General features: G+C 69.9%; 20 protein-coding genes and 3 pseudogenes. 8 read left to right on the forward strand and 15 right to left on the reverse strand.

The genetic code is table 11. The annotated features are described in order from the left end of the window. Nucleotides 1-37: 37 nt before the first annotated feature. Together KXC43_RS27335 and KXC43_RS27340 are read right to left on the reverse strand one after the other, a co-directional pair. Nucleotides 38-952, reverse strand: coding sequence for an SDR family oxidoreductase (locus KXC43_RS27335; RefSeq protein WP_221379022.1), 915 nt, complete (start codon nt 950-952; stop codon nt 38-40). Further along, nucleotides 952-1,686, reverse strand: coding sequence for an SDR family oxidoreductase (locus KXC43_RS27340; RefSeq protein WP_221379023.1), 735 nt, complete (start codon nt 1,684-1,686; stop codon nt 952-954). Before KXC43_RS27340 ends, KXC43_RS27335 begins: the two co-directional genes overlap by 1 nt. Nucleotides 1,687-1,794: 108 nt before the next feature. Here KXC43_RS27340 and KXC43_RS27345 point away from each other — a divergent pair, with 108 nt between their 5' ends. Beyond that, a complete protein-coding gene (locus KXC43_RS27345; protein ID WP_255644915.1) occupies nt 1,795-2,559 on the forward strand; it encodes a TetR/AcrR family transcriptional regulator in 765 nt (254 codons plus the stop codon). 80 nt (nt 2,560-2,639) lie between these two features. Here the strand turns inward: KXC43_RS27345 and KXC43_RS27350 are convergent, their stop codons facing one another. Then, nucleotides 2,640-3,233, reverse strand: a complete 594-nt coding sequence (locus tag KXC43_RS27350; RefSeq protein ID WP_221379024.1) for a TetR/AcrR family transcriptional regulator — start codon at nt 3,231-3,233, stop codon at nt 2,640-2,642. 81 nt (nt 3,234-3,314) lie between these two features. Between KXC43_RS27350 and KXC43_RS27355 the strand changes: the two are divergent. After that, nucleotides 3,315-3,803 (forward strand): annotated as a pseudogene (locus KXC43_RS27355) (MmyB family transcriptional regulator); the annotation flags it as partial. 6 nt (nt 3,804-3,809) lie between these two features. Here KXC43_RS27355 and KXC43_RS27360 read toward each other — a convergent pair. The 5 genes from KXC43_RS27360 to KXC43_RS27380 form a co-directional block, all read right to left on the reverse strand. After that, the gene (locus KXC43_RS27360) at nt 3,810-4,331 is read right to left on the reverse strand and encodes a 2'-5' RNA ligase family protein (RefSeq protein ID WP_221379026.1); all 522 of its coding nucleotides are present in this window, start codon (nt 4,329-4,331) and stop codon (nt 3,810-3,812) included. A gap of 39 nt (nt 4,332-4,370) precedes the next feature. Then, entirely contained in the window at nt 4,371-4,979 is a 609-nt protein-coding gene (locus KXC43_RS27365; protein WP_221379027.1) for a TetR/AcrR family transcriptional regulator, read from the reverse strand. 42 nt (nt 4,980-5,021) lie between these two features. Then, nucleotides 5,022-5,591: a TetR/AcrR family transcriptional regulator gene (locus KXC43_RS27370; protein WP_221379028.1), complete on the reverse strand. Its 570-nt coding sequence runs from the start codon at nt 5,589-5,591 to the stop codon at nt 5,022-5,024. A gap of 187 nt (nt 5,592-5,778) precedes the next feature. After that, on the reverse strand, nt 5,779-7,233 hold the full coding sequence (locus KXC43_RS27375; RefSeq protein ID WP_221379029.1) for an alkaline phosphatase PhoX: 1,455 nt from the start codon (nt 7,231-7,233) through the stop codon (nt 5,779-5,781). Nucleotides 7,234-7,409: 176 nt separating this feature from the next. Beyond that, a complete protein-coding gene (locus KXC43_RS27380; protein ID WP_221379030.1) occupies nt 7,410-7,835 on the reverse strand; it encodes a MarR family winged helix-turn-helix transcriptional regulator in 426 nt (141 codons plus the stop codon). 79 nt (nt 7,836-7,914) lie between these two features. Here KXC43_RS27380 and KXC43_RS27385 point away from each other — a divergent pair, with 79 nt between their 5' ends. The 3 genes from KXC43_RS27385 to KXC43_RS27395 all read left to right on the forward strand — a co-directional run bounded on the left by KXC43_RS27385 (nt 7,915) and on the right by KXC43_RS27395 (nt 11,174). Continuing rightward, entirely contained in the window at nt 7,915-8,757 is an 843-nt protein-coding gene (locus KXC43_RS27385; RefSeq protein ID WP_221379031.1) for an SDR family NAD(P)-dependent oxidoreductase, read from the forward strand. Between the two features lie 412 nt (nt 8,758-9,169). Further along, entirely contained in the window at nt 9,170-9,733 is a 564-nt protein-coding gene (locus KXC43_RS27390) for a hypothetical protein (RefSeq protein ID WP_221379032.1), read from the forward strand. 1 nt (nt 9,734) lies between these two features. Beyond that, on the forward strand, nt 9,735-11,174 hold the full coding sequence (locus KXC43_RS27395; protein WP_221379033.1) for a dihydrolipoyl dehydrogenase family protein: 1,440 nt from the start codon (nt 9,735-9,737) through the stop codon (nt 11,172-11,174). 168 nt (nt 11,175-11,342) lie between these two features. Here the strand turns inward: KXC43_RS27395 and KXC43_RS27400 are convergent, their stop codons facing one another. After that, nucleotides 11,343-13,721 carry a glycoside hydrolase family 65 protein gene (locus KXC43_RS27400; RefSeq protein WP_221379034.1) on the reverse strand — a complete coding sequence of 793 codons (2,379 nt, stop codon included), beginning with the start codon at nt 13,719-13,721 and terminating at the stop codon, nt 11,343-11,345. Nucleotides 13,722-13,929: 208 nt separating this feature from the next. Here KXC43_RS27400 and KXC43_RS27405 point away from each other — a divergent pair, with 208 nt between their 5' ends. Further along, entirely contained in the window at nt 13,930-14,229 is a 300-nt protein-coding gene (locus tag KXC43_RS27405) for an EthD domain-containing protein (RefSeq protein WP_221379035.1), read from the forward strand. Between the two features lie 81 nt (nt 14,230-14,310). Here the strand turns inward: KXC43_RS27405 and KXC43_RS27410 are convergent, their stop codons facing one another. The 4 genes and pseudogenes from KXC43_RS27410 to KXC43_RS27425 form a co-directional block, all read right to left on the reverse strand. Beyond that, nucleotides 14,311-14,913 carry a TetR/AcrR family transcriptional regulator gene (locus KXC43_RS27410; RefSeq protein ID WP_221379036.1) on the reverse strand — a complete coding sequence of 201 codons (603 nt, stop codon included), beginning with the start codon at nt 14,911-14,913 and terminating at the stop codon, nt 14,311-14,313. A 78-nt stretch (nt 14,914-14,991) separates the two neighbouring features. Beyond that, complete coding sequence (locus KXC43_RS27415; RefSeq protein WP_221379037.1) at nt 14,992-15,879, reverse strand: helix-turn-helix transcriptional regulator; 888 nt, start codon at nt 15,877-15,879, stop codon at nt 14,992-14,994. A gap of 32 nt (nt 15,880-15,911) precedes the next feature. After that, nucleotides 15,912-16,253, reverse strand: a pseudogene (locus KXC43_RS51325) (alpha/beta hydrolase family protein); the annotation flags it as partial. Between the two features lie 129 nt (nt 16,254-16,382). After that, the gene (locus KXC43_RS27425) at nt 16,383-18,737 is read right to left on the reverse strand and encodes an RICIN domain-containing protein (RefSeq protein ID WP_255644916.1); all 2,355 of its coding nucleotides are present in this window, start codon (nt 18,735-18,737) and stop codon (nt 16,383-16,385) included. Nucleotides 18,738-19,136: 399 nt separating this feature from the next. Between KXC43_RS27425 and KXC43_RS27430 the strand changes: the two genes are divergently transcribed. Both KXC43_RS27430 and KXC43_RS27435 read left to right on the forward strand, forming a co-directional pair. Continuing rightward, nucleotides 19,137-19,955 (forward strand): MBL fold metallo-hydrolase, encoded by an 819-nt coding sequence (locus KXC43_RS27430; RefSeq protein ID WP_308129279.1) that lies wholly within the window; start codon nt 19,137-19,139, stop codon nt 19,953-19,955. A 36-nt stretch (nt 19,956-19,991) separates the two neighbouring features. Then, on the forward strand, nt 19,992-20,381 hold the full coding sequence (locus tag KXC43_RS27435) for a carboxymuconolactone decarboxylase family protein (RefSeq protein WP_221379041.1): 390 nt from the start codon (nt 19,992-19,994) through the stop codon (nt 20,379-20,381). A gap of 131 nt (nt 20,382-20,512) precedes the next feature. On the opposite strand, the pseudogene KXC43_RS27440 reads toward KXC43_RS27435, so the two are convergent. After that, a pseudogene (locus KXC43_RS27440) lies at nt 20,513-20,978 on the reverse strand (prolipoprotein diacylglyceryl transferase family protein); the annotation flags it as partial. A gap of 34 nt (nt 20,979-21,012) precedes the next feature. Then, nucleotides 21,013-21,399 carry a MarR family winged helix-turn-helix transcriptional regulator gene (locus KXC43_RS27445; protein ID WP_221379042.1) on the reverse strand — a complete coding sequence of 129 codons (387 nt, stop codon included), beginning with the start codon at nt 21,397-21,399 and terminating at the stop codon, nt 21,013-21,015. Nucleotides 21,400-21,514: the final 115 nt, after the last annotated feature.

Genomic DNA, 21,514 nt, shown 5'->3' on the forward strand with positions numbered 1-21,514 from the left:
GGTTCCTCTTCCTTGGTTTTCGTGCGGGACTTGCGGGTTACAGCGCGGCCTTCGGGGCCAGGAGGTCGGCGAGGCCGACGCGGTGGTAGAACTCGGCCCGGACCCGGTCGGCGACGGCGGAGACCACCTCGCTGCCGTCCCGGCTCGGGTCCACGTGGGTGCGGAACGGACGTTCGTGCGCGGGCAGGGCGACGACGCGGCTGATCTCGTCGGCGACCGACTGCACGTCGGCGTCGGGCGGAATGAGCGCGGCCAGCCGCCGTCCGAGGTCTGCGCGCAGCCGGCCGTAGTGTTCGTCGTAGGCGGCCGCCCGGGCGGTGTCGTCGGGCCGGCCGGCGTGGGCGAAGTGGTTGGTCCCGGAGGTGAAGGCGCCCGGCACCACGATGGTGGTGCCGATGCCGAAGCGGATCAGCTCGGCCGCGTAGCTCTCGGCGAGGGCGTCCATGCCGGCCTTGGCGGCGAAGTACGGCGCCAGGAACGGTGGGTGACCGCCGCGGGTGGAGGAGCTGCCGACCCACACCAGCAGGCCGGCGCCCTGCTCGCGCAGCACAGGCAGGGCGGCTCGGTTGACCCGCTGGGTGCCGACGACGTTGACGTCGTAGAGGGCCGCCAGCTGTTCCGGGGTGAACGCCTCGGCGGGACCTTCCACCATGTGCCCGGCGTTGTGCACGACGACGTCGAGGCGGGTGTGGCGGCGAAGGACTTCGGCGATCGCCGCGTCTGCCGACTTCTGCGACTGCACGTCCAGTTCCACGGCGGACAGCCGCATGTCCTCGGCCCGGGCGAGCCGGGTGAGCTCCCCGGCGGCGGTGGCGTTGCGCCGGTCGACGGCACGCATACCGCCGACGACCGTGTGCCCGGCCCGGGCCAGCGTGATCGCGGTGAGCCGGCCGAAGCCGCTGGAGGCGCCGGTGACCAGGACGACCTGGCGGGTGGTGCTGAGGGCGGGCATCAGATGATGCCTCCGTTGGCCCGTACGACCTGCCCGTTGACCCAGCGGCCGGCCGGTCCGGCGAGAAACGCGATCACCTGGGCGATGTCGGCCGGGGTGCCCAGCCGTTCCAGCGGGGGCTGTTTGGCCAGGCGCTCGATGGTCGCCTCGTCCTTGCCGTCCAGGAAGAGGTCGGTCGCGGTCGGCCCGGGCGCGACCGAGTTCACCGTGATGTCGCGTCCGCGCAGTTCCCGGGCCAGGATCAGGGTCATCGCCTCGACGGCGCCCTTCCCGGCCACGTAAGCGCCGTAGCCGGGAAACTGGAGGCCGACGACCGACGTCGACACGGTGACGATCGCCCCGCCGTCGCGCATGCGCCGGGCGGCTTCACGTGCGACCACGAATGTGCCGCGGATATTGGTGCGATGCAGCGCGTCGAGGTCGTCGAGATCAAGCTCGGCGATCGGCGAGAGCGACAGCCGGCCCGCGCAGTTGATCACGACGTCGACGCCCCCGAAGGAGTCGGCCGCGACGTCGAACATCGAGGCGACCTGGTGTTCGTCGGCCACGTCGGCTTGCGCGGCGACGGCTCGACCGCCCGCGGCGATGATCTGCTCGACGACCTCGTGCGCGGAGTCGGCCGAGCCGGCATAGCCGACCACGACGGCCTGTCCGGCTTGGGCGAGGGTGACGGCGGTGGCGCGGCCGATTCCCCGGGATGCGCCGGTCACCACGGCGACACGTTGATGCGGCATGGGTTCCACCTCATTACCTAGTGGCGATACGATGAAACGATATCGCCGATACGACGACCGTAGCAGGCGATCTGAATCATCGCTAGCGCTATGGCGTAGCATTGATTCATGGACGCTATGAGCGACACCACGGTGGACGAGGCGGCTCCCCGCCGTCGCCGCCCGGCGGCCGGAGGCGGCGTCGACGCCGCGGTGCGGGCCGCGCTCGTCGAGGCCGCCGATCGCCAGCTGACGGCGTCGCCCGACGGGGACATCGCGACTCGTGCGGTGTGCGACGAAGTCGGCGTGACGCAGCCCGTTCTCTACCGGCTCTTCGGCGACAAGCGAGGCCTGCTCGACGCGGTCGCCGACGCCGGTTTCGACCGGTACGCCCGGCGCAAGCAGGGTCTCGAGGCCTCCGGCGACCCGGTGGCCGACCTGCACGCCGGCTGGGACGACCACATGGCCTTCGCCGCGGAGAACCCCGCGCTGTACCAACTGATGTTCGCGCCCCGGCCGCACTCGGCCGCCACTGCTCAGCGCCGCATCATGGAACTGCTCGAGGCCACGCTCGAGCGCTGCGCTGCCGCCGGCGCACTGCGCACGACGCCGCGGCTCGCGGCCCAGCTCATCCTGCCGGCCAACGTCGGTGTCGCGCTCAGCCGCATCGCCCAGCCCGCGCTCTACGACGACCCGACCCTGGCCGACCGCGCCCGGGACGCGGTCTTCGCCGCCGTTCTGCACCACGTCGGCACGCCGGCCGAGCCGGCCCCGGTGCCGGCGGCGGCCCGGCAGTTGCGGGCCCAGCTTCGCCTGACCGGAACCGACCGGCTGGAGCCGGTCGAGACGGCGCTGCTCGATCGCTGGCTGGAACGCCTCGACGGACCGGGCTGATCGACACGCGGGCGGCCATCCTCGGCTAGCAGAACGCGGATCACGGCGTCCGTCCTGTCTGGACGCCGGACACGTCCGGATCACGCCTCCGGGGCGACGGTTGCCCGCGCCTGCAGGAGTCCTTCCACGCCGCGGAGGAAGGTGTCGCTGACCAGGCTGGGGTCGAACAGGCAGCCGGCTGCCATGGCGCCGTCGCGGAGCATGACGAAATGCCGCGCGGCGGTCTCGGCGGGAGCTTCGCGGCTTCGTGCCAGCAGGTGTGTGATGGTGTTCAGGAACCACTGGCGGTGGGCGAGCACGGCCTGGTGCACCGGGTGCCCGGGGTCCGGATACTCGGCGACGGCGTTGAGGAAAGCGCATCCCCGGAAGCCGGGCGATTGAATGCTGTGGGCAATCGATCGGCCGAGAGTCCGAATGGTGTCGGCCGGAAGCTCCTTCGCCGCGGCGTCGTGCACCTGACCGCGCATCGCCTGGTGCACCTCGTCCAGGTAGGCGAGAACGAGGTCGTCCTTGCCCGCGAAGTGCCGATACAGGGTGGCCCGGGTCACCTGAGCCTCGGCAACGATGCGGTCGATCCCCACAGATCGGATGCCGTCCTGGTAAAAGGCCTTCTTCGCCGTGCTGAGCAGCCGGGATCGGGCCGGGGAGGGGCGCTCATTGTCGCTGAGTTCCATCTGGTGATGATAGCGATAGAACGTTCCGTCTAGCTAGTCGGCCGGTATCCAGGTGGTCGAACGGGGAAATCGGTCGAGCGGCTCCCCGACTTGGTGCTCAAACCCGCGAAGGACTTCATAGCGGTCAACGACCTGACCGAGGCGCTGTTCGCCCCGTTCGCGCGGGTGGACAACCTCGCCCGCATGACGTTCCTCGACTCGGCGGCCCGGCGGTTCTTCCCTCGCTGGGACAGAGTCGCCGAGTCGATCGTGGCCGGTCTGCGCCACGCCCAAGGTCTCGACCCGAACGATCCTCGCCTGCTCGAGGTGGTGCGTTCGCTCAACCACGAGAGCGGAGCCTTCGCCGCGCTCTGGTCGTCTCAGACCGTGCACGGCAAGACCCGGGACGCCACGGAACTCGAGCACCCCGATGTGGGACGCCTCTGGCTGACCTCCCAGGCCTTCGACGTGTGGGGAGCCCATGGCCAGCTTCTCGTCGTCTATCAACCCGAGCCCGGAAGCGCCAGCGCCGAGGCCCTCACCCTGCTCGGCGCCCTCCACGCGACCAGCCGCCAGTCATCCGGACGCTGATGGCGGTTACTCCGAGAGATCGGGGAAGGTCCCGAACGGTCCCACCCGGCCGGTGGACATCGTCAGCTCGAGGACGCCCGCGGGGATTCTCGTGAACGGGGGTTCCGACGGCGGCCGGGCGGTGACGCCCAGGGTGATGTGGGGTCGGTAGTCCTGGTTCACCTGACCCAACGGCGGGTGCCCGAGGCGCAGGAACTCCTGGTGGAGGGAATCCAGCTCGGGGCTTCGGACGACCTCCAGGCCGAAGTAGTAGCCGCCGGTCGGAACGTAGTAGTCGCCGGGTGGGACCACCGAGTACAGCAGGCCGATGATTCTTGCCGCGAAGACGCGGCCGCGGTGGCGACCGGCCGCCGCGACGATGTTCGCCGCCTGATCCTGGGGGCAGTCGACGTGCAGCACCGATACGTGCGGTGGCGCTTTCTCGCCCAGCAGCATGAGCGGCTCGTGACCGTCGCCGATCACGTGGGACAACTCGATGAGCGATCGTGACGTCTGCACGCCGGGTCGCAGCACCACTCCGTACGCCATGTGACTCTTGCCCCTTCCCGCCGCGCCGAGGGCGGTCGTCTATGGCCTGCGGCTCAGCGCGAGCGGCAGGAACAGGTCGTCGACGATCGACTCGATGCGCGCGGGCGGCACCGGCCCCAGGTCCATGAGCATGTCGTGCCGCACCAGATCGAACGGCAGGGCGAGCACCGCGGCGGGAATGCGCCCGAGGTCGATCTCGCCACGGTCGTGGGCGCGCTGGTAGACGGCCCGGACCGGCGGGTGGCGCTGGGCGTCCATGACCTTCTCGCGGACCTGCGCCGGGGTCAGGCCGGTGTCGGACAGCAGGCCCGAAAGGGCAGCGGCCACGGCGATGGCGTAGAAGCAGGCGAGGGTCTCGCTCACTGCCGTCAGGTGGGCGAGGAGGTCGGTGCGCAGGGCGCCGGTGTCGGGATCGGGGACCGGGTTGGCCTCGCGGTGGTGCTCCATCGCGGCGAACACGAGTTGGTCCTTGTTGGTCCACCGGCGGTAGAGCACGGGTTCGCTCGTACCGGCCCGTGCGGCGACCGATCCCATGGTGAGCCGGGCGTATCCCACCTCCACCAGCTCGGCCCAGGCGGCGGTGAGCAGTGCCGCCTCGAGCTGCTCGCCGTGCCGGCGACGACGGGCGGGGGAGGCGTCGGTGACCACCCGGACACGGTAGAAAGGTTTTACTTTCTCGGCAAGCTGTCGCTACCCGCGGGGGCGAAGCCCGTCGATGAGGATCGCGAGCATGCGGTCGAGCTCCGGACGATGTTCGGGCGCGCCGGCGACGGAGAGCATCCCGGTGAGCATGCGTCCCACGTCGATCGGGTCGACGTCGCCGCGGAGCTCCCCGGCCCGCGCTCCCGCCGCCAGCAATTCACCCAGGATCTGCTGAACCTCGTCGCAGACCGGGCCCGTGCCGAAGCGTCCCGTGGCGCTCATCGCGACCAGGGCCTCGCAGATGCCGCGGCGCTCGGCGGCCCACTCGGCGAATCGTCCCATCCAGGTCAGCAGGGCCTGCGCCGCTGGCTCGGTTGCCTGAAGAGTTCGGGCTTCCTCACGCAAGGGCCGTATCTGGTCGCGATAGACCTCCTCGACCAGGTCCTCCCGCGTCGGGAAGTGACGGTAGAGGGTGGCGTTGCCGACGCCGGCACGTTTGGCGATCGAGTCGAGGGAGGCCGGTTGCTTGCCGGAGGCGAAGACCTCGGCGGCGGTGGCGATCAGGAGCTCACGGTTGCGGCGCGCGTCGGCCCGCAGCTCGGCCGGTCGAGAGGTCATGATCATCGCAATCGCTGGTTCGGGCGGAACGGGGAGCTCCCCGTTTAATATACGCCGACGTCGCGAGCACCTGACCGCCGGAGGCCGCGTCGGCGCCGATCAGGGAGACGACGCAGCGCCGGGACGTCGGGCGCCGCGCCTGAGGTGATCAGCGCGGCGCCCGACGAAGTTTGCCGGGAGCGGCCGGTCAGCCCAGGTACTTCTCCCACGGCCCGGTGATGGCCAGGGTCAGGCCCGGGTCCTGCATGTTGACGAAGAGCACCTTGCCGTCGCCGGTGAACGTCGGACCGCAGAACTCCGAGTCGTTGAGCTGGTTGCGAGCGATCGCGTACGTCGGGCCGCCCGGGAACGAGCTGAGCACGTGCGACGCGCCGGCGCCGTCCTCGGCCAGCACGAGGCTGCCCCACGGCGTCACCGTGACGTTGTCCGGACCGTCGAAGGTCAGGTCGGTGTACTTCGCCGGCGCGCCCTCTTCGGCCGTGGTCTGGTGCGGGAAGTACGTGACCAGCTGGATGGTCTGGGCGCGGAAGTCGTAGAACCAGACCATGCCGTCGTGCGGCGCCGCGTCGGCCGGCAGGTCGCCGTCCTCCCACGCGTACGAGTTGACGACGTACACGCCCTCGTCGGTGGCCCACACACCCTCGAACTTGCGGCCGCGGGTGACCTGGCCGTCGGTGAACTGTTCCCGCACGGGCTTCGTGCGGGCGTCCCGCTCCGGCACCTCGATCCACCGTACGGGGAAGGGCCGTCCCAGCTGGGCCGAGGTCAGGTAGGCGACGTCGGGCAGCACCGAGCCGTCGTCCATGATGATCTGCATCGCGGCCAGGACGCCGGCGTCCTGGGCGAGCCTGGTCAACACGCCCGGGCCGGCCTTGACGCCGCGCGGCGCGGTCCAGCGGTAGAACAGTCCGTTGGGCCCGTCGGCGTCCTCGGACAGGTAGATGTGCGTGCGGTCCTTGTCGATGGCCAGGGCCTCATGGGCGTAGCGGCCCAGGCACTTGATCGGCCGCGGGTCCGTGGCGCCGTCGGCCCAGACCTCGAAGACGTAGCCGTGGTCCTTCTGGAAGGTGCCGCTGCGGTCGCCCTCGGTCCACTTGTCCCCGGCCCGGTCCTCGGTCTCCTCGCACGTCAGCCACGTTCCCCACGGGGTCGGGCCGCCGGCGCAGTTGGACACGGTTCCGGAGATGGCCACGAATTCGCCCAGGTTGCGCCCGGCGCGGTCGGTGGTGATGACCGTGCAGCCGCCCGCGTCGACCGCTCCCGGGTCGTAGACGGTGCCCTTGACGTGCGGCACGCCGAACTCGGCGCCCGGGTCGATCTCGTGGTTCTGGATCAGGACGTAGCGGCCGCGACCGGCGTCGTAGGCAGCCATGCCGTCGTGGTCGGCCGGGGTCAGCCCCTGGCCGCGGTCGAGCTTGGTCACACCGGTGCGGGTGACGATCGCGTAGCTGAAGCCTTCGGGCAGGGCGAGGATGCCCTTCGGGTCGTCGACGAGCGGCGGGAAGGGCGTGCGGCCGCGGCCCGCGGGCCCGGACGGGCGTCCAGGGTGGGCCTGGGCTAGCGACGGGACGGCGCCGGCAACGGCGAGGCCGACGCCGGCCGCGGCGCCGCCGGCGAGAAAGGTACGGCGTGAGGCAGGCACGTGGGTTGGCTCCTGTGACAGTCGAGGTGAACCCGGCCAGCCAACCCGCCCGAGCCGACGCCGATACGCCGTCCACGTGAGGGGACGGGGGTTTCGACATGAAATTCCGGCACAGCCCGGCCGCGAAGGAGTGCCCCGGCCGGCGTCCCCGCGCAGCCGGCGTACCCGTGCAATCTCTAGGAGGCCGGGGACTGCAAGGCGCGGTTGAGGAGGGTGGCGACCTGTCGCAGTTCGGTGTCGGTCAGCCGGTTGAGCGGACTCTGTTCCAGCGTCGCCCGGATCACCTCGTCGCGCACCTGGCGGCCCTTGGCGGTCAGGACGAGAACGCGGGAGCGGCGGTCCGAGGGATCCACGGCCCGCTCGACCATGCCGCGGTCGACGAGCTGGTCGGCCATGAAGCTCAGGTTGGGCGCGTTGCAGTGCAGGCGCTCGGCCACCACCTTCATCGGGGGCGGCGGCTCGTCCGGGTCGATCACCCACAGCGCCTGGAACGTCGCCTCGGTCAGGCGGTGCCGGGCCAGGGCCGGGCCGGCCAGGTCGACCGTGCGCATCCAGATCTCGTAGGACGCCACGACCGCCGCCGTCAGCTCGGACCCACTCATACCCCCATTCTAGAGATGCTTCGAGCCTCGAAGTATGCTGCCGTCATAAAGCTTCGAGTCTCGAACTATTGGAGTTGCCGTGAAAGATGCTTATCGAGGCGCCACGGCGCTGGTCACCGGCGCGTCGAAGGGAATCGGACGGGCCTACGCGCTGGAGCTGGCTCGCCGGGGCGCGCGGGTGATCCTGCTGGCCCGCTCGGAGAGCGACCTGCACCGGGTGGCCGAGCGGATCCGCGAGCAGCGCAACGGGCCGGACGCCGAGGTCATCGCGGCCGACCTCGCCGATCCCGACGGGCCCGGCCAGGTCCTGCGGCAGCTGCGCGAGCGCGGGCTGACCGTCGACCTGCTGCTCAACAACGCCGCGATGGGTCCCGTGGGCCCGGTCCTCAGCCGTCCGCTCGAGCCGCAGTTGCTTTCCGTCGACCTCAATGTCCGCGGTCTGCTCGCGCTGACTCATGGGCTCGGGAACCAGATGGCCGAGCGCGGATCCGGGGGAATCATCAACGTCTCCTCCACGGCGGCGTTCCAGCCGATGCCTTATCAGGCCACCTACGCCGCGACCAAGGCTTTCGTGCTGTCCTTCACCGAGGCGCTGGCCGAGGAACTGCGCGGCACCGGAGTCCGGGTGATGGCCGCGCATCCCGGCGCGGTCGCGACCGGCTTCTTCGACGGCACCTCGGCCACCATCGACCCGAGCGCCGCCGACACTCCCGCGACCGTCGCCGCCGGCACCCTCGACGACTTCGCCCGGGGACGCGACGTGTCCTACCCGGGCCGTGCGGTGAACCGGGCCATGACCTGGATCGGCCGGTTGTTGCCCCGGGTCGCCGTCGTTCGCGTCGCCGGCGCCGTCAACCGCCGGCTGCGGTTGCACGAAGTCGTGGACGTCGCCCGGCCGGACGGCGCCACCCGCGGCAGTTGAGCCCGGCGATGAACGACGCCGCGCCCCCGGACGTCGAGCGGATGTGATCGGGAGAGCTCGGGGTTCGCGGACCCGCCGCTGCGACGCCGCCGGCCCGGACCAGACGCCGGCGGAGCGGATGCACACCCTGTACTCCGCGAACGCCGATGCGCTGCGCCGCTACCTGGTACGCCGGACATTTGGTCAGCCCGAGACGGCCGAGTACCTGCTGCAGGCAGCCGTCCTCTCTATGACTGAGCGGCGCGGCCCGGCGGCTTGGCTTCGCGGACCGCTGTGAGTGAGAAGGTAGAACGTTCCGTCTTGACAACAGCGCCGATTCTTGTCATGGTTTGTTTCGACAGAACGTTCGTTCTCGCAGGCCGCTCTCGACGCCTCGACGGACGTTCGCTCATCGACTTGAGAGGTCAGGATCATGGCGGTTGATGTTTCGTCCGGCACGTCGCCGGCGACGGCGGCGGCGGCATTGCGGCGGCTGTACTTCGCTCGTGCGGCGTTCGCGTTGGTGTGGGCCGGTGTGACGTTCGCGGTCGCGGATGAGCTCAGCCCGCTGACGGTGGCGTTGCTGGTGCTGTATCCGCTGGTGGACGTGGCGGCGGCGATCATCGACGCGCGGACGTCACGGGGCGCCGGCTCGCCGCGCCTGCTGTACGTCAACGTGGTGGTGAGCCTGCTGGCCGCGGTGGGTCTGGCCATTGCCGGGTCCTCAGGTGTTCCGGCGGCTCTGCGGGTGTGGGGCGCGTGGGCGGTCGTGGCCGGCCTGGTGCAGTTGTTCGTGGGTGTGACCCGTCGGCGACTGGGCGGGCAATGGCCGATGATCATCAGCGGTGGTCTGTCGGTGCTGGCGGGTGGCTCCTTCTTCGCGGCGGCGTCGGCGGCCGACCCGGCTATGACCAACGCGATCGGCTACGCGATTCCGGGCGCGATCTTCTTCCTGATCGCCGCGATCCGGCTCGGCCGCACCGCGAAGGGCAACTGACATGCAGAACAACACGTACGACGTGGTCATCATCGGCGCCGGACCGGTCGGCGAGAACGTCGCCGATCACATTGTGCAGGGCGGATTGAGCGCTGCGATCGTGGAACGCGAACTGGTCGGCGGGGAGTGCTCCTACTGGGCCTGCATGCCGACCAAAGCCCTGCTGCGCAGCGGAAGCGCCCTGCGGGCGGCCCGGCAGGTGGCCGGCGCCCGTGAGGCGGTGACCGGCAGCCTGGACGCGGCGGCGGTGCTGGCCCGGCGGGACTCGTTCGCCTCGCACTGGAAGGACGACGGCCAGGTGTCCTGGCTGGACTCGGCCGGCATCACGCTGGTGCGCGGCCAGGGGCGGATCAGCGGCGAGCGAACCGTGGAGGTGACCGGCGCCGACGGTGCGGTCGTCTCGTTGACCGCCCGGCACGCGGTCGTCGTGGCGACCGGCAGCGGCGCGCTGCTGCCCGACATCGCCGGTCTGCGGGAGTCCAAGCCGTGGACCAGCCGTGAGGCCGCCGCCGCGGAATCGGTCCCGGCCCGACTGGTGATCATCGGCGGCGGAGTCGTGGCCACCGAGATGGCCACCGCCTATTCCAGCCTCGGATCGGCCGTGACGATGCTGGCCCTGCACGGTGTGCTGCACCTGGCGGAGCCGTTCGCCGGCGAGCACGTGGTGAAGTCGCTGGAGGAGGCGGGGGCGTCGGTGCGTGTCGGCGCCGAGGCCGCTTCGGTGGAGCGGAACGCCGATGGCACGGTGCGCATCACGCTCACCGACGGCGAGCAGCTGGACGCCGATGAGCTTCTGGTCGCCATCGGCCGGACGCCGAACACTCAGGACATCGGGCTGGACGCGGTCGGTTTGAAGGCAGGTGGCTGGCTGACCGTCGACGACACACTGCGCGTGATCGACGAGAGCGGGGCACCGGTCGGCGGCGGATGGCTGTATGCCGCCGGTGATGTCAACCGTCGCGCGTTGGTGACTCATCAGGGCAAGTACCAGGCCCGCGCGGTCGGTGACGTCATCGTGGCCCGGGCCAAGGGCGAACCGGTCGAGGACGCGCCGTGGGGCCGGCACGTCGCGACGGCGGACGAGCGGGCTGTGCCCCAGGTCGTGTTCACCGACCCCGAGGTCGCCTCGGTCGGTCTGACGGCCGCGGCGGCCGGGGCGGCCGGGCTGCGTACCCGGGTCATCGACTACAACCTGGCCGCGATCTCCGGATCCGCCCTGCACGCCGAGGGCTACCGGGGACACGCCCGGATGGTCGTCGACGAGGACCGCCGGGTGATCGTCGGCTTCACCCTGGTCGGCCCCGACGTGGCCGAGCTGATCCATGCCGCCACCATCGCGATCGTCGGTGAGGTCCCGATCGATCGGCTGTGGCACGCCGTGCCGGCCTTCCCCACCGTCAGCGAGATCTGGTTGCGCCTGCTCGAAGCGTACGGCCGCTGATTCCCCGTACCTGCGCCTTCGCGGTGGGACGCCCGCATCAGGCCAGGGCTCGAGCCGCACGGTAGCCCCTTCGCGCCCGAACACCGCCTGCGGCGCGGCGAAGGGAGGCGGCGGTCCGCTCACACCCCTGCGAGCGGACCGCCGCTACCCGTCGGCCAAGGGATGGTGTCAGACGAGTCCGGCCCCGGGCTGTCCACTTCGGATGCGGCGGGCCAATGGCTCGCGGCCGGCGGGCTGGTGGACCGGCTCGACTGCCTCGGGTGCGGGGATCGGGCGGGTGGCCGAGCCGTCGCGGGGCACGGTGACCGGCTCGCCGTGGTGCCGCAGCTCGAGGTCGTCGCCGTACAGCAGACGGTAGACCGCCTGTTCGTGGGTGATCTCCACCAGCAGGCAGCGGCCCCGCCAGCGCAACCGGAAAGCGATCCGGGTCAGCGCCTGCGGCAACCGGGGAGACAGGGCCAGGCCGGTCGACAGGGGACGCAGGCCGCCGAAGCCGGCGACCACCCCGCTCCAGGCGCCGGCCAGCGCGGCGATGTGCAGGCCGTGTTCCGTGTTCCCGGCCAGGTTGCCCAGGTCGAGCAGGGCGGTCTCGGACAGGTAGTCGTACGCCAGATCGAGGTGGCCGGTCTCGGCTGCGATGACCGCCTGCGTGGCTGCGGAAAGCGAGGAGTCCCGTACGGTGATCTGCTCGTAGTAGGCGAAGTTCCGTGCCTTCTGCTCGGGCGTGAACGCCTCGGGGCACAGCTGCATGGCCAGCACCAGGTCGGCCTGCTTGACGACCTGCTTGCGGTAGATGTCGAAGTACGGGAAGTGCAGCATCAACGGATACCGGTCGGCGGGGGTGCCGGCGAAGTCCCACGGCGCGTGGCTGGTGAAGCCCTCGGACTGGGCGTGCACCCCGAGCTTGTCGTCGAACGGGATCACCATCGCCTCGGCCGCGTCGCGCCACGCGGCCAGCTCGTCGGCGTCGACGCCGAGCTCGCCGGCGCCGCCGGGATGCCGCTCGCAGGCGGCGACCGCACCGCTGAGGTTCCGCTGGGCCATCAGGTTGGTGTAGAGGTTGTTGTCGGCCACGGCGCTGTACTCGTCGGGGCCGGTGACACCGTCGATGCGGAAACCGCCGGCGGGCGCGTGCTGGCCGATCGACATCCACAGCCGTGCCGTCTCGACCAGCAACTCCAACCCGGTCGTCCGTTCGAAATCGGCGTCACCCGTGGTCTGCACGTGCCGGATCACCGCGTCGGCGATGTCCGCGTTGATGTGGAAGGCAGCGGTGCCGGCCGGCCAGTAACCGGAGCACTCCGTGCCGCGGACGGTTCGCCAGGGGAACGCGGCGCCGGACAGCCCGAGCTGCGTGGCTCGCGCGCGTGCTTCGGGCAGGATCGCCTGCCGCCAGCGCAGGGCGTCGGCGGCGGCGTCCGGCGCGGTGTGGCTGAGCATCGGCAGCACGAACGTCTCGGTGTCCCAGAAGGTGTGCCCGTCGTACCCCGGGCCGGTGAGACCCTTGGCCCCGATCGCGCGCCGCTCCGCCCGCGCCCCGGCCTGCAGCACGTGGAACAGCGCGAACCGGACCGCCTGCTGCAACTGCGGGTCGCCCTCGATCTCGACGTCCGCGCTGGACCAGTAGTCGGTGAGGTAGCGGCGCTGCTCGTCCAGCAGTCCCTCGAAGCCGTAGTAGCGCGCGACCGAGCGGGCGGCGCGGACCTGGTCGTTGAGGGCGGGCAGCGAACGTTGCGACGACCAGCCGTACGCGAGGTGCTTGACGATGCGCAGGTGCCGGCCGGGCAGCAGCCGGCAGGTGACCGTGGTCCGGCCGAGGTTCTCGTGCGCCGACGAGTGCACCTGGAAGCCGTCCGGGGCGTCGATGTCGTGGGCCATGGTCGCGGCCATCCGCAGCCCGGACCGCTCCACGCGGTGCAGCAGAGTCACCCCCGAGTCGTCCAGGAAATGCCCGGCGGGCCTCAGCGGCTCGTGCAGCGCGGCCTCCACGCGCGGATCGTTGACCGCGGAAGGCTGTTCCTCGTTCGCCACGAGTTCGGACTGCACGACCACCAGGACCGGCTGGTCGACGGCGCTGACGGTGTAGCGGATCGCCGCGACGGCTCGCTGGGCCAGGGAGACGAGACGTTCCGACCGGACGCGTACGGCCTTGCCGGCCGGTGAGACCCACTCGAACTCCCGGGTCAGGGTGCCGCTGCGGAAGTCCAGCACCCGTTCGTGCGAGCGGAGATCGCCGTACCGGATGTCGAGCGGCTCGTCGTCGACCATGAGCCGCAACACCTTGCCGTTGGTGACGTTGACGACGGCCTGGCCGGTTTCGGGATAGCCGTAGCCACCCTCGGCGTACGGCAAGGGGCGGTATTCGAAGAACGAGTTGAGGTACGTGCCCGGCAGCCCGAAGGGCTCGCCCTCGTCGAGGTTTCCGCGCAGCCCGATGTGGCCGTTGGCCAGCGCAAAAACCGATTCGGCAGGGCCCAGGTCGTCGAGGTTCAGCCCGGTCTCCCGGATCGCCCACGGCTCGACGCCGAACTTCTGTTGTCTCAACACCGGAAAGTCCCATCGCTCGGCGGTCAGCGGGGCGCGTGACGTCCCGCTCGGCTCATACGACGGGGCTCGTGGGGATCTCGTCCGGTGGAGGCAGGGTCGGCTGAGCCGATAGCAAGCATAGAACGTTCGGTCTTGACGCGATAGGTGCCGGCCTCTACTGTTGAGGAGGAAGAACGAACGTTCTACCAACAGGAGAGAGGAGTGCGTCATGCCCACCAAGATCACTTTGGTTATCGGCAACCCCGCGAATTCCGACGAGTTCGAGAAGGTCTACTCCGAAGTGCTGGCGGCCGCCAAGACGTTTCCCAAGTTGCAGCGGGCCGAGTCGGCCAAGGTGTGGCCCAAGGAGGACGGCACGGCGACGCCCGCTTACCGGACGCTCGACCTGTACTTCGACAGCTACGAGGACGCCTCCGCCGCGGTCGCCACGCCCGTGGCCGGCGCCGTCTTCGGCGGCCTGCAGGGTGCGCAGGTCACCATCACCGGGCTGTTCTCGGACATCGAATAGTGGGTGTCGTGGGCACTCGGGTCGGGGGGCCCGAGCGCCGACGTCCGTTCCTCTTCATCTTCGCCGCCGGGGGAGAACCCGTCACGAGCCGGCCTGGCGGCGCTGGCCGTGGATGCGGACCAGCCCTTCGATGCCGCGCAGGAAGGTCTCGGTCACCAGCGCCGGGTCGAAGAGGCAGCCGGCCGCCATGGCGCCGTCGCGCAGCATGATGAAGTGGCGTGCGGCGGCGTCCGATGTGTCCTCCGCGACCTGGGCCATCAGGGTGGTCAGGGTGTTCGCGAACCACTGCCGGTGAGCCGCGATCTCCTTACGCACGGGGTGCTCGGCGTCCGGGAACTCCGCGGCGGCGTTGAGGAAGGCGCACCCGCGGAACCCGGGAGACTGGATCTGCTCGGCGATGGAGCCGGCGATGGCGAGCAGCGCGTCGGCCGCCGAGGGGTTGGCGGCCAGGATCGCCTCGACCCCGCTGCGGTCCATCTCGTGCACGCTGTGCAGATAGGAGACAACCAGGGTTTCCTTGCCGGGGAAGTGGCGGTAGAACGTGGCCCGGGTCACCTTGGCCTCGGCGATGATCCGGTCGACGCCCACCGCGTGGATGCCCTCGGCATAGAAGATCCTGGTCGCCGTGTTGAGCAGCCGGGTCCGCGCTTCGGAGGGCCGGGCCTGAACTTCGCTGGACGTCATACGACCATTCTAGCGACTAGAACGTTCGGTGTTGCATCAGCGCGATCCACTGGGCCGGGGCGATGGATCGTTGCGAGATCACCGGGGGATGAGCCGCTCATCGGCGGGATCGAGCTGGTGCGTGACGGCCCAGGAGGCGAGCAGGCGCAGGGCGTCCTCGGTGGGGGAGTTGGGCTGCGCGGCGTACAGGGTCATGGTGAGATCGGGGTCGGCGCGCAGGTCCATGCTTTCGTACGCGAGCTCGAGGTCGCCGACGGCGTGGTGGTGGAAGGTCTTGACGCCGGTGCCGTGAATGCGCACGTTGTGAGCGCCCCAACGGCGGCGGAAGTCGTCGCTGCGGGTGGAGAGCTCACCGACCAGGTCGTGCAGGCCCTTGTCGTGGGGGTCCTTGCCGGCCGCGGTGCGCAGGTTCGCGACGGTCATGTCGGCGGCGAGGTCGAAGTTCGGGTAGAAGCGGCGGGCCGCGCTGTCGAGGAACGTGAAACGGGCGAAGTTGGGCGGCCGGGTCGGGTCGGCGTAGGCGTCGCTGTACATGGCGCGGCCGAGGTGGTTGGCGGCGAGCAGGTCCTGGCGGTTGTTGGCGACGATGGCCGGGCCGGTGGTGATGGTGTCCAGCGACCATTGCAGGCTGGGCCGGATCTGCCCCTGCTTGGGCCGGCGGTGCGGGCGCAGGACGGCGTTGCTGCCGTCGGCCTCGTGAGCCAGGCGCATCAGGTGGGCGCGTTCGGCGTCGTCGAGCCGCAGCGTACGGGCGATCGCGTCGAGGACACCGGGGGAGACCCCGGCCAGAGTGCCGCGTTCGAGCTTGGCGTAGTACTCCACGCTCATCCCGGCCAGGGCCGCGACCTCGCTGCGGCGCAAGCCGGGTACGCGACGCTGCCCGGAGGAGGGCAGACCGGCCTGCTCGGGGCTGATCTTCGCGCGGCGCGTGGTGAGGAACTCGCGTACCTCGGCTCGGTTGTCCATGTCATCGACGGTACGACGAGCCTGGTTGCCGTGGGATGCCCTGCCAGTACACCCATGTAGGTGACGACGTGGGTGAGGCTGCCCGGTGCGGGCTCGGGCGGGTTCTGGGCCGTGCAGCCGTTGTTCCTGACGAACCGGTCCCGCAGCGACCGTCCCGCCGCGATGTTCAGCACCGGGTCGCGCAGCCCGTGCAGCCCGATGTACGCGATCGGCTGGGTGCCACCGCTGCACCCGCTGAGCTGGCCGCCGGAACAGACCGCGACCGCGCGGAAGACGGTCGCCCGCGCACAGGCGATCGCGTAACTCATACCCCCGCCGTAGCTGAAGCCGAGCGAGAACAGCTGGGTCGTGTCGACGCAGAGGGCGCCCTCGATGAGGTTCACCACGGCGCTGTGCGGTCGCCGACGCGACGTGGGTGACGCTCACCCCGAGCCCGGCGATCAGGAGGGCGGCCGCGGCGAGGAGCCCGGTCCGGCGGTACGAATGTGCCGTCATGCCGGTTGTCACCGGAGCCCGCTACGGGAGGTCCACTGCTGGTTGGCGCCGCCGTTGCAGGCCCAGAGGTTGAGCTTGGTGCCGGCCGCGGTCGCGTTGCCGGGAGCGTCGAGGCACAGCCCGGACTGGACGCCGGTGATGGTGCCGTTGGCGTTGACGTTCCACTGCTGGTTGGCCTGGCCGCTGCAGTCCCAGATGATGACCGCGGTGCCGTTCGCGGTGCCCTGGCCGGACGCGTCGAGGCACTTGTTGCCGTACACCCTCAGCTGTTTGCCGGAGGTGGACGTCCAGCGCTGGCCGGTGCCGGATCCGCAGTCGGAGAGCTGCGTCTGGACTCCGTTCGTGGCGCCGGCGGCCTCGACGCACCGGCCGGACTGGGTGCCGACGATCTGCACCGTCTGCTCGGTGCCGCCGGACTGCGGTCCGGCGGCTGACATCACGGCCTGTGCGCCCGCGGGCCAGTTGCCGTTCGTCACCGTCACGTTCCCGGACACGACGTTGCCTCGATCGCCGTTCGTGACGTTCGTGCTGTTGTTGGTCGACCAGTTGTTCGTCACCGTGAAGTTGCCCATGTTCTCGGCGAACCAGTAGTTGGCGGTGGCCCACGTGCCGGTGGACGAGAAGACGTTGTTGCGGGCGGTGTAGTACCGCGAGCCCTCGTCGAAATAGATCCCGAAATAGCCGTTGGTCCGCAGGCAGTAGTTGTCGCTGATCACCGCGCCCGGGTTGGCCGACAGCGTGTAGATGCACCCGCCGTCGTTCATCTGCTGCATGACGTCGTGCACGTAGTTGCCGACGAGCTGGTTGCCGGACGCGGTGGTCGCCGTGCTGTAGCGCGGCTGGTAGTTGTACAGCCCGCGGTCGGCGTAGTGGTTGCTGCCACCGGCGTCGTTCGAGCCCCAGCCGTAACCGATGGACATGCCGGTGTACGGCAGGTTGTAGGCCTCGTTGTGTGAGATGACGGCGTTCGTGACGTAGGTCGCGAGCACCGACACGATGCCGCGATGATCCGTCCCGAGGTCGTGCAGGCGGTTGTTGCTGATCGTGATGTCCCGGTTCCTCATGCGCGCGTCGCTCGGGTGGTGCGCGTCGGCCCGGACACCGCCGACCACGATGCCGCCCGCGACGTTCCGGGCGATCTCCGACCGGGTGACCGTGATGTTGCTCGTGCCCAGCCCGACCCCGCTGCCGTGCGCGCTGACGTCGTTGCCGATGCCGATCGCGGTCTGCCCGAGGTTCACGAACTGCGAGTCGGTGAACGTGACGTTGTTGGCCGCCGAGACCTGTACGGCGGCGGGGGACTGGAGCCAGTTCGGGCGGGTGGCCTCGAACTGCGGGCACCCGTTGTGGCAGGAGCTGAAGGCCGGCCAGCTCCAGTTGCCGTAGATGTAGGCGCCGGTCTGCTGATCCGCGTAGCCCTGACTGCTGCTCGGTCCGAGCCAGCTGGTGCCGGTGAAGGTGATTCCGCTGAACGTGAGGTGGTGCGCGGGCGCGTCGTAGGTGCCGCCGACCTGGACCAGCGACTGCAGCGCCGGCAGTTCCACGCTGACGTTGGCCATGTTCTGCCCGGCGAGCGGGATGTACGACAACGCGCCGGTTCCGGGATCGAGGTACCACTCGCCCGGGCTGTCCAGGAACTCGTAGGCGTTGCTCAGATAGAGCGGCCCGGCCCGGTGCGGCTGGGTGAACGTGTCGTACCCGAAGTTGTTGTTGCTCCATCCGGGCTGTTGCATCGTGATCTGGTTGCCGCTGATGCGCTGCACCGACACGTACCGGTCGGTGAAGGAATTGACGCTCTCCATCTGTACGCGGCTCTGGTTGGTCAGATTGTTCAGGTAGCTGAGCGCGCCGTTGGTGAACCTCAGGCCGGTGCTGTCCGCGGTGAAGTCGGCCCGATTGACCTGCGTGCGGGCCCTGGTCGCGACGGCGCCGTTGACGTAGAGCTGCCGGCTGTCGATGCCGGCGCCCACGTTGGCGCGCCAGATGTTGCGGCCGGCGTCGACCTGCGACCATCCGGTGACCGGACGGGCGCCGGTGATCACGGGACGGGCCGACGGCGCCGCCTGCCACACCACACGGTAGCCGTTGAAACCGGAGTCGGCGGCGGTCATCCGCAACGGCGACGACTGCCGGTAGACCCCGTCGGCCAGCTGGACGACGACGTCGCCGGACATCGAGCTGTTCAGCGACCGCACTGCGCTCTGCGCCGCAGCCAGCGAACAGGGCGCGGCGGCGGTGCAACTCGTGCCGGTTCCGGACGGGGCGGCGTAGAGCACGGCTGCGGCGGCGAAAGCAGGGCCGGCCACGACGACGGCGGATGCCGTGGCGACGCCGGTCAGAGCGGCCGCCACGATCGCGGTCAACCTCCGTACGGGCGCTGATAGGGATGACGGTACGGACACCGGGGCTCCTCTGTGAACGCAACTCTCGGTGGTTTCGTGGTCGTGAAGTTAGCGTTAACTATCGCGCGTGGTCAATGACGGCTGTCGATGCCGGGCGTCGCCGTCGAACGGCCCGGATCTCGGCCGTGAGGCACGGGGTGGCTCCATAACAATTTTTCAGCGACCACTCGGCGGACCTATTTGCCCGTGATGCAAAGTCGGGTCGATCAAGGCCGTACCGGAAGTGGCAAATTGTGAAGGTTCACAAGACTGGGAGAGTTCATCTCAGACGAGAACTTCTTGACCGAGAAGATCTCTGGTCGTACGGTTTGCTGTATGCCACCTCTCCTTGATCCCGCCCCGTGGCCACAGCCGCTCCCCGTGGCCTCTCCGCCGGCGGAGCTGGCCATCTACCACCTGCCGACCGGTACGTACGTGACTCGTGCGGCCCTGGCCTTCAAGGGCGGGTCGTTCGGCGACAAGCGGCACTTCGCGTCGTCGGCGGTGCTGGTGCGGCACCCGAAGGGCGATCTGCTGATCGACGCCGGATTCGGCGCCGACGTCGCCGCGCACATCGCGATGCTGCCCCGGTTCGTGCGTGCCCCTTACGAAGCGGGTCCGACGGTCAGCAGTCAGCTCGACGCCGTCGGCTACGACCGCCGCCGGTTGCTCGGTGTGCTGCCGACCCACTCGCACTGGGACCATGTCAGCGGCCTCGACGGGCTGCGCGGCACTCCGATCTGGATGAACGCCGGCGAACGCGAGTACGCGGCCAGGGATCCCGACGGCAAGGTCTACCGCAGCGTGTCGCAGGGTCACGAGATCCACGAGTACGGGTTCGACGACCGGCCCTACCTGGGCTTCGCGTCGAGCCATGACGTGTACGGCGACGGCTCCGTGGTCATCGCCCTGGCCGGTGGCCACACCACCGGCTCGGTCGTCGTCTTCGTCGCCCTGCCCGCCGGTCCGAGGTATGCCTTCATCGGCGACCTCACCTGGCAGATCGACGGTCTCCGCCGTCGCGCCGAACGCCCCTGGCTGTTGCGCAGATTGGCCGACAGCGATCCCGAACAACTCCGGCAAGGTCTGCTGCGCATGATCGCCCTCGACGGTTTGATGCAGATCGTGCCCGCCCACGACCTCGACTCGTACCGGGGGATCCCTCTGCTGTCGGCACGGCCGGCGGGCCAGCCGGTCTGAGTCGTCATCCACCACTCGCGCGACAGGAAAGAGATCATGCCAACCCTTCCCGTGTACGAGATGAGCGCCCGGGCCGCTGCCGGCCGTGAGGTCTACGCCCGCAATTTCGGAGTGGTTCCCGCCGAGGCCGAACGCATCATGAACGAGCATGCCGGCGCCGTGTACACCCGGGAGGCGTTCGAGGCCGCCGGGGGTCCCGGCTGGCAGGGTCAGAACTTGACCGACCGCGACCGCAGCATCGCCGTCATCACCGCGCTCGTCGCCCAGAACGTGACCGACGTGCGCCTGTCCACCTACCTGACGCTGGTCCGCCGCGCCGGTCTGGACGAGCAGGCCCTCACCGAGCTGATGGTTCTGCTCACCGCCTATCTCGGGCAGCCCTGCACCTCGCTGGCGATGGAAGCCGTCCGCCGCTCGGCCGGCTAGACCGCGCGGCGCACGCTTCACTCATCGAGCGCTTCCGCCTTCGGCTCGTCCGCAGTCATCCGGGTTGCCGATGGGGCCCTCACGTTCCCGACGACCTCGTATCGGAGGGTTGCCTGCTCGCCGTCCGTCCGGACGGCGACCACCGATGCGCGGGGACCTCGTACCGCCAGGAAGTATGTTGCGGCGAGCAGTAACGCCAGGGCCGCCGTGAAGACGTTGACGCGAACCCCGAAGATGGTGTTCGCCTCGTCGATACGGAGCGTCTCTATCCAGAGCCGACCGGCGGCGTAGCCCATCACGAAGAGCGCGAAAGCGCGTCCGCGGCCGAAGGTGTGTCGGCGGTCGAGCCGCCACACCAGTAAGGCGACACCCAGGTTCCACAGCGCCTCGCAGGCAAAGGCCGGGGGCGAGGGCGTCCGCGACGAAGCTCAGCGGCAGCCCGATGCCCCTCGCGACGCCGCGTGCGCGCAGCCGCCCTTCCATGATCAGCGCCGCCACGACGATGCCGGCGAGGATGCACAGGGGGTACGCCCGGATCGGTACGGGGCCCAGGTGCCATACGGACGTGGTGGGACTGGGGATGGCGGCTGAGATCACCGCGGTGGCACCCGATCGGGGCTTCTGCGGGCTGTCACAGGCAGGAACCCCGGTCTTCGCTGTCACCGATGATGGCGAACAGCATGTGGCGGAGAGACGCGATGTGGTCCTGACTGAACCCGTCGAGTACGGACGCCTCGGCAGCGGCGCTGGTCTCGGCGACCTTGGCCCGGACGGCTTCGCCGCTTTCGGTGATGACCGGGATGCGGATGCGACGATCGTGCGGGGCGTTGTGGCGGACCACCAGGCCTCTGTGCTCGAGCCGGTCGAGCTGGCTCATCAGCGTGGACTTGTCCAGGCTCAGGGACTTGCCGAGTTCCCCCTGCGTGAGGCCGGGGGTCTTGTCGAGGGCGCTCAGCACGATGTATTCGCGCAGGGTGAGTCCGTGCTTCTCGGCCTGCTCGCCGGTTACGTTGTGCATGTGCTGAGCTGCTCGGTGCAGTAGCCAGGTCAGCTCGGAATCGAGCGACGGCCTCGGGCCTCGATCGTCTGTGTCGTGCGCCGTCATGGAGATCTCCCGAACTTGAACCGGCTGT

It is taken from the genome of Paractinoplanes polyasparticus (genome assembly GCF_019710575.1).
GTDB lineage: Bacteria > Actinomycetota > Actinomycetes > Mycobacteriales > Micromonosporaceae > Actinoplanes > Actinoplanes polyasparticus.

Excerpts from the sequence above, each read along its gene's own strand:
- KXC43_RS27335 (WP_221379022.1), bottom strand. The coding sequence starts at position 952 with ATGCCCGCCCTCAGCACCACCCGCCAGGTCGTCCTGGTCACCGGCGCC.
- KXC43_RS27340 (WP_221379023.1), bottom strand. The coding sequence starts at position 1,686 with ATGCCGCATCAACGTGTCGCCGTGGTGACCGGCGCATCCCGGGGAATC.
- KXC43_RS27345 (WP_255644915.1), top strand. The coding sequence starts at position 1,795 with ATGGACGCTATGAGCGACACCACGGTGGACGAGGCGGCTCCCCGCCGT.
- KXC43_RS27350 (WP_221379024.1), bottom strand. The coding sequence starts at position 3,233 with ATGGAACTCAGCGACAATGAGCGCCCCTCCCCGGCCCGATCCCGGCTG.
- KXC43_RS27360 (WP_221379026.1), bottom strand. The coding sequence starts at position 4,331 with ATGGCGTACGGAGTGGTGCTGCGACCCGGCGTGCAGACGTCACGATCG.
- KXC43_RS27370 (WP_221379028.1), bottom strand. The coding sequence starts at position 5,591 with ATGACCTCTCGACCGGCCGAGCTGCGGGCCGACGCGCGCCGCAACCGT.
- KXC43_RS27380 (WP_221379030.1), bottom strand. The coding sequence starts at position 7,835 with ATGAGTGGGTCCGAGCTGACGGCGGCGGTCGTGGCGTCCTACGAGATC.
- KXC43_RS27390 (WP_221379032.1), top strand. The coding sequence starts at position 9,170 with ATGGCGGTTGATGTTTCGTCCGGCACGTCGCCGGCGACGGCGGCGGCG.
- KXC43_RS27395 (WP_221379033.1), top strand. The coding sequence starts at position 9,735 with ATGCAGAACAACACGTACGACGTGGTCATCATCGGCGCCGGACCGGTC.
- KXC43_RS27405 (WP_221379035.1), top strand. The coding sequence starts at position 13,930 with ATGCCCACCAAGATCACTTTGGTTATCGGCAACCCCGCGAATTCCGAC.
- KXC43_RS27410 (WP_221379036.1), bottom strand. The coding sequence starts at position 14,913 with ATGACGTCCAGCGAAGTTCAGGCCCGGCCCTCCGAAGCGCGGACCCGG.
- KXC43_RS27415 (WP_221379037.1), bottom strand. The coding sequence starts at position 15,879 with ATGGACAACCGAGCCGAGGTACGCGAGTTCCTCACCACGCGCCGCGCG.
- KXC43_RS27435 (WP_221379041.1), top strand. The coding sequence starts at position 19,992 with ATGCCAACCCTTCCCGTGTACGAGATGAGCGCCCGGGCCGCTGCCGGC.
- KXC43_RS27445 (WP_221379042.1), bottom strand. The coding sequence starts at position 21,399 with ATGCACAACGTAACCGGCGAGCAGGCCGAGAAGCACGGACTCACCCTG.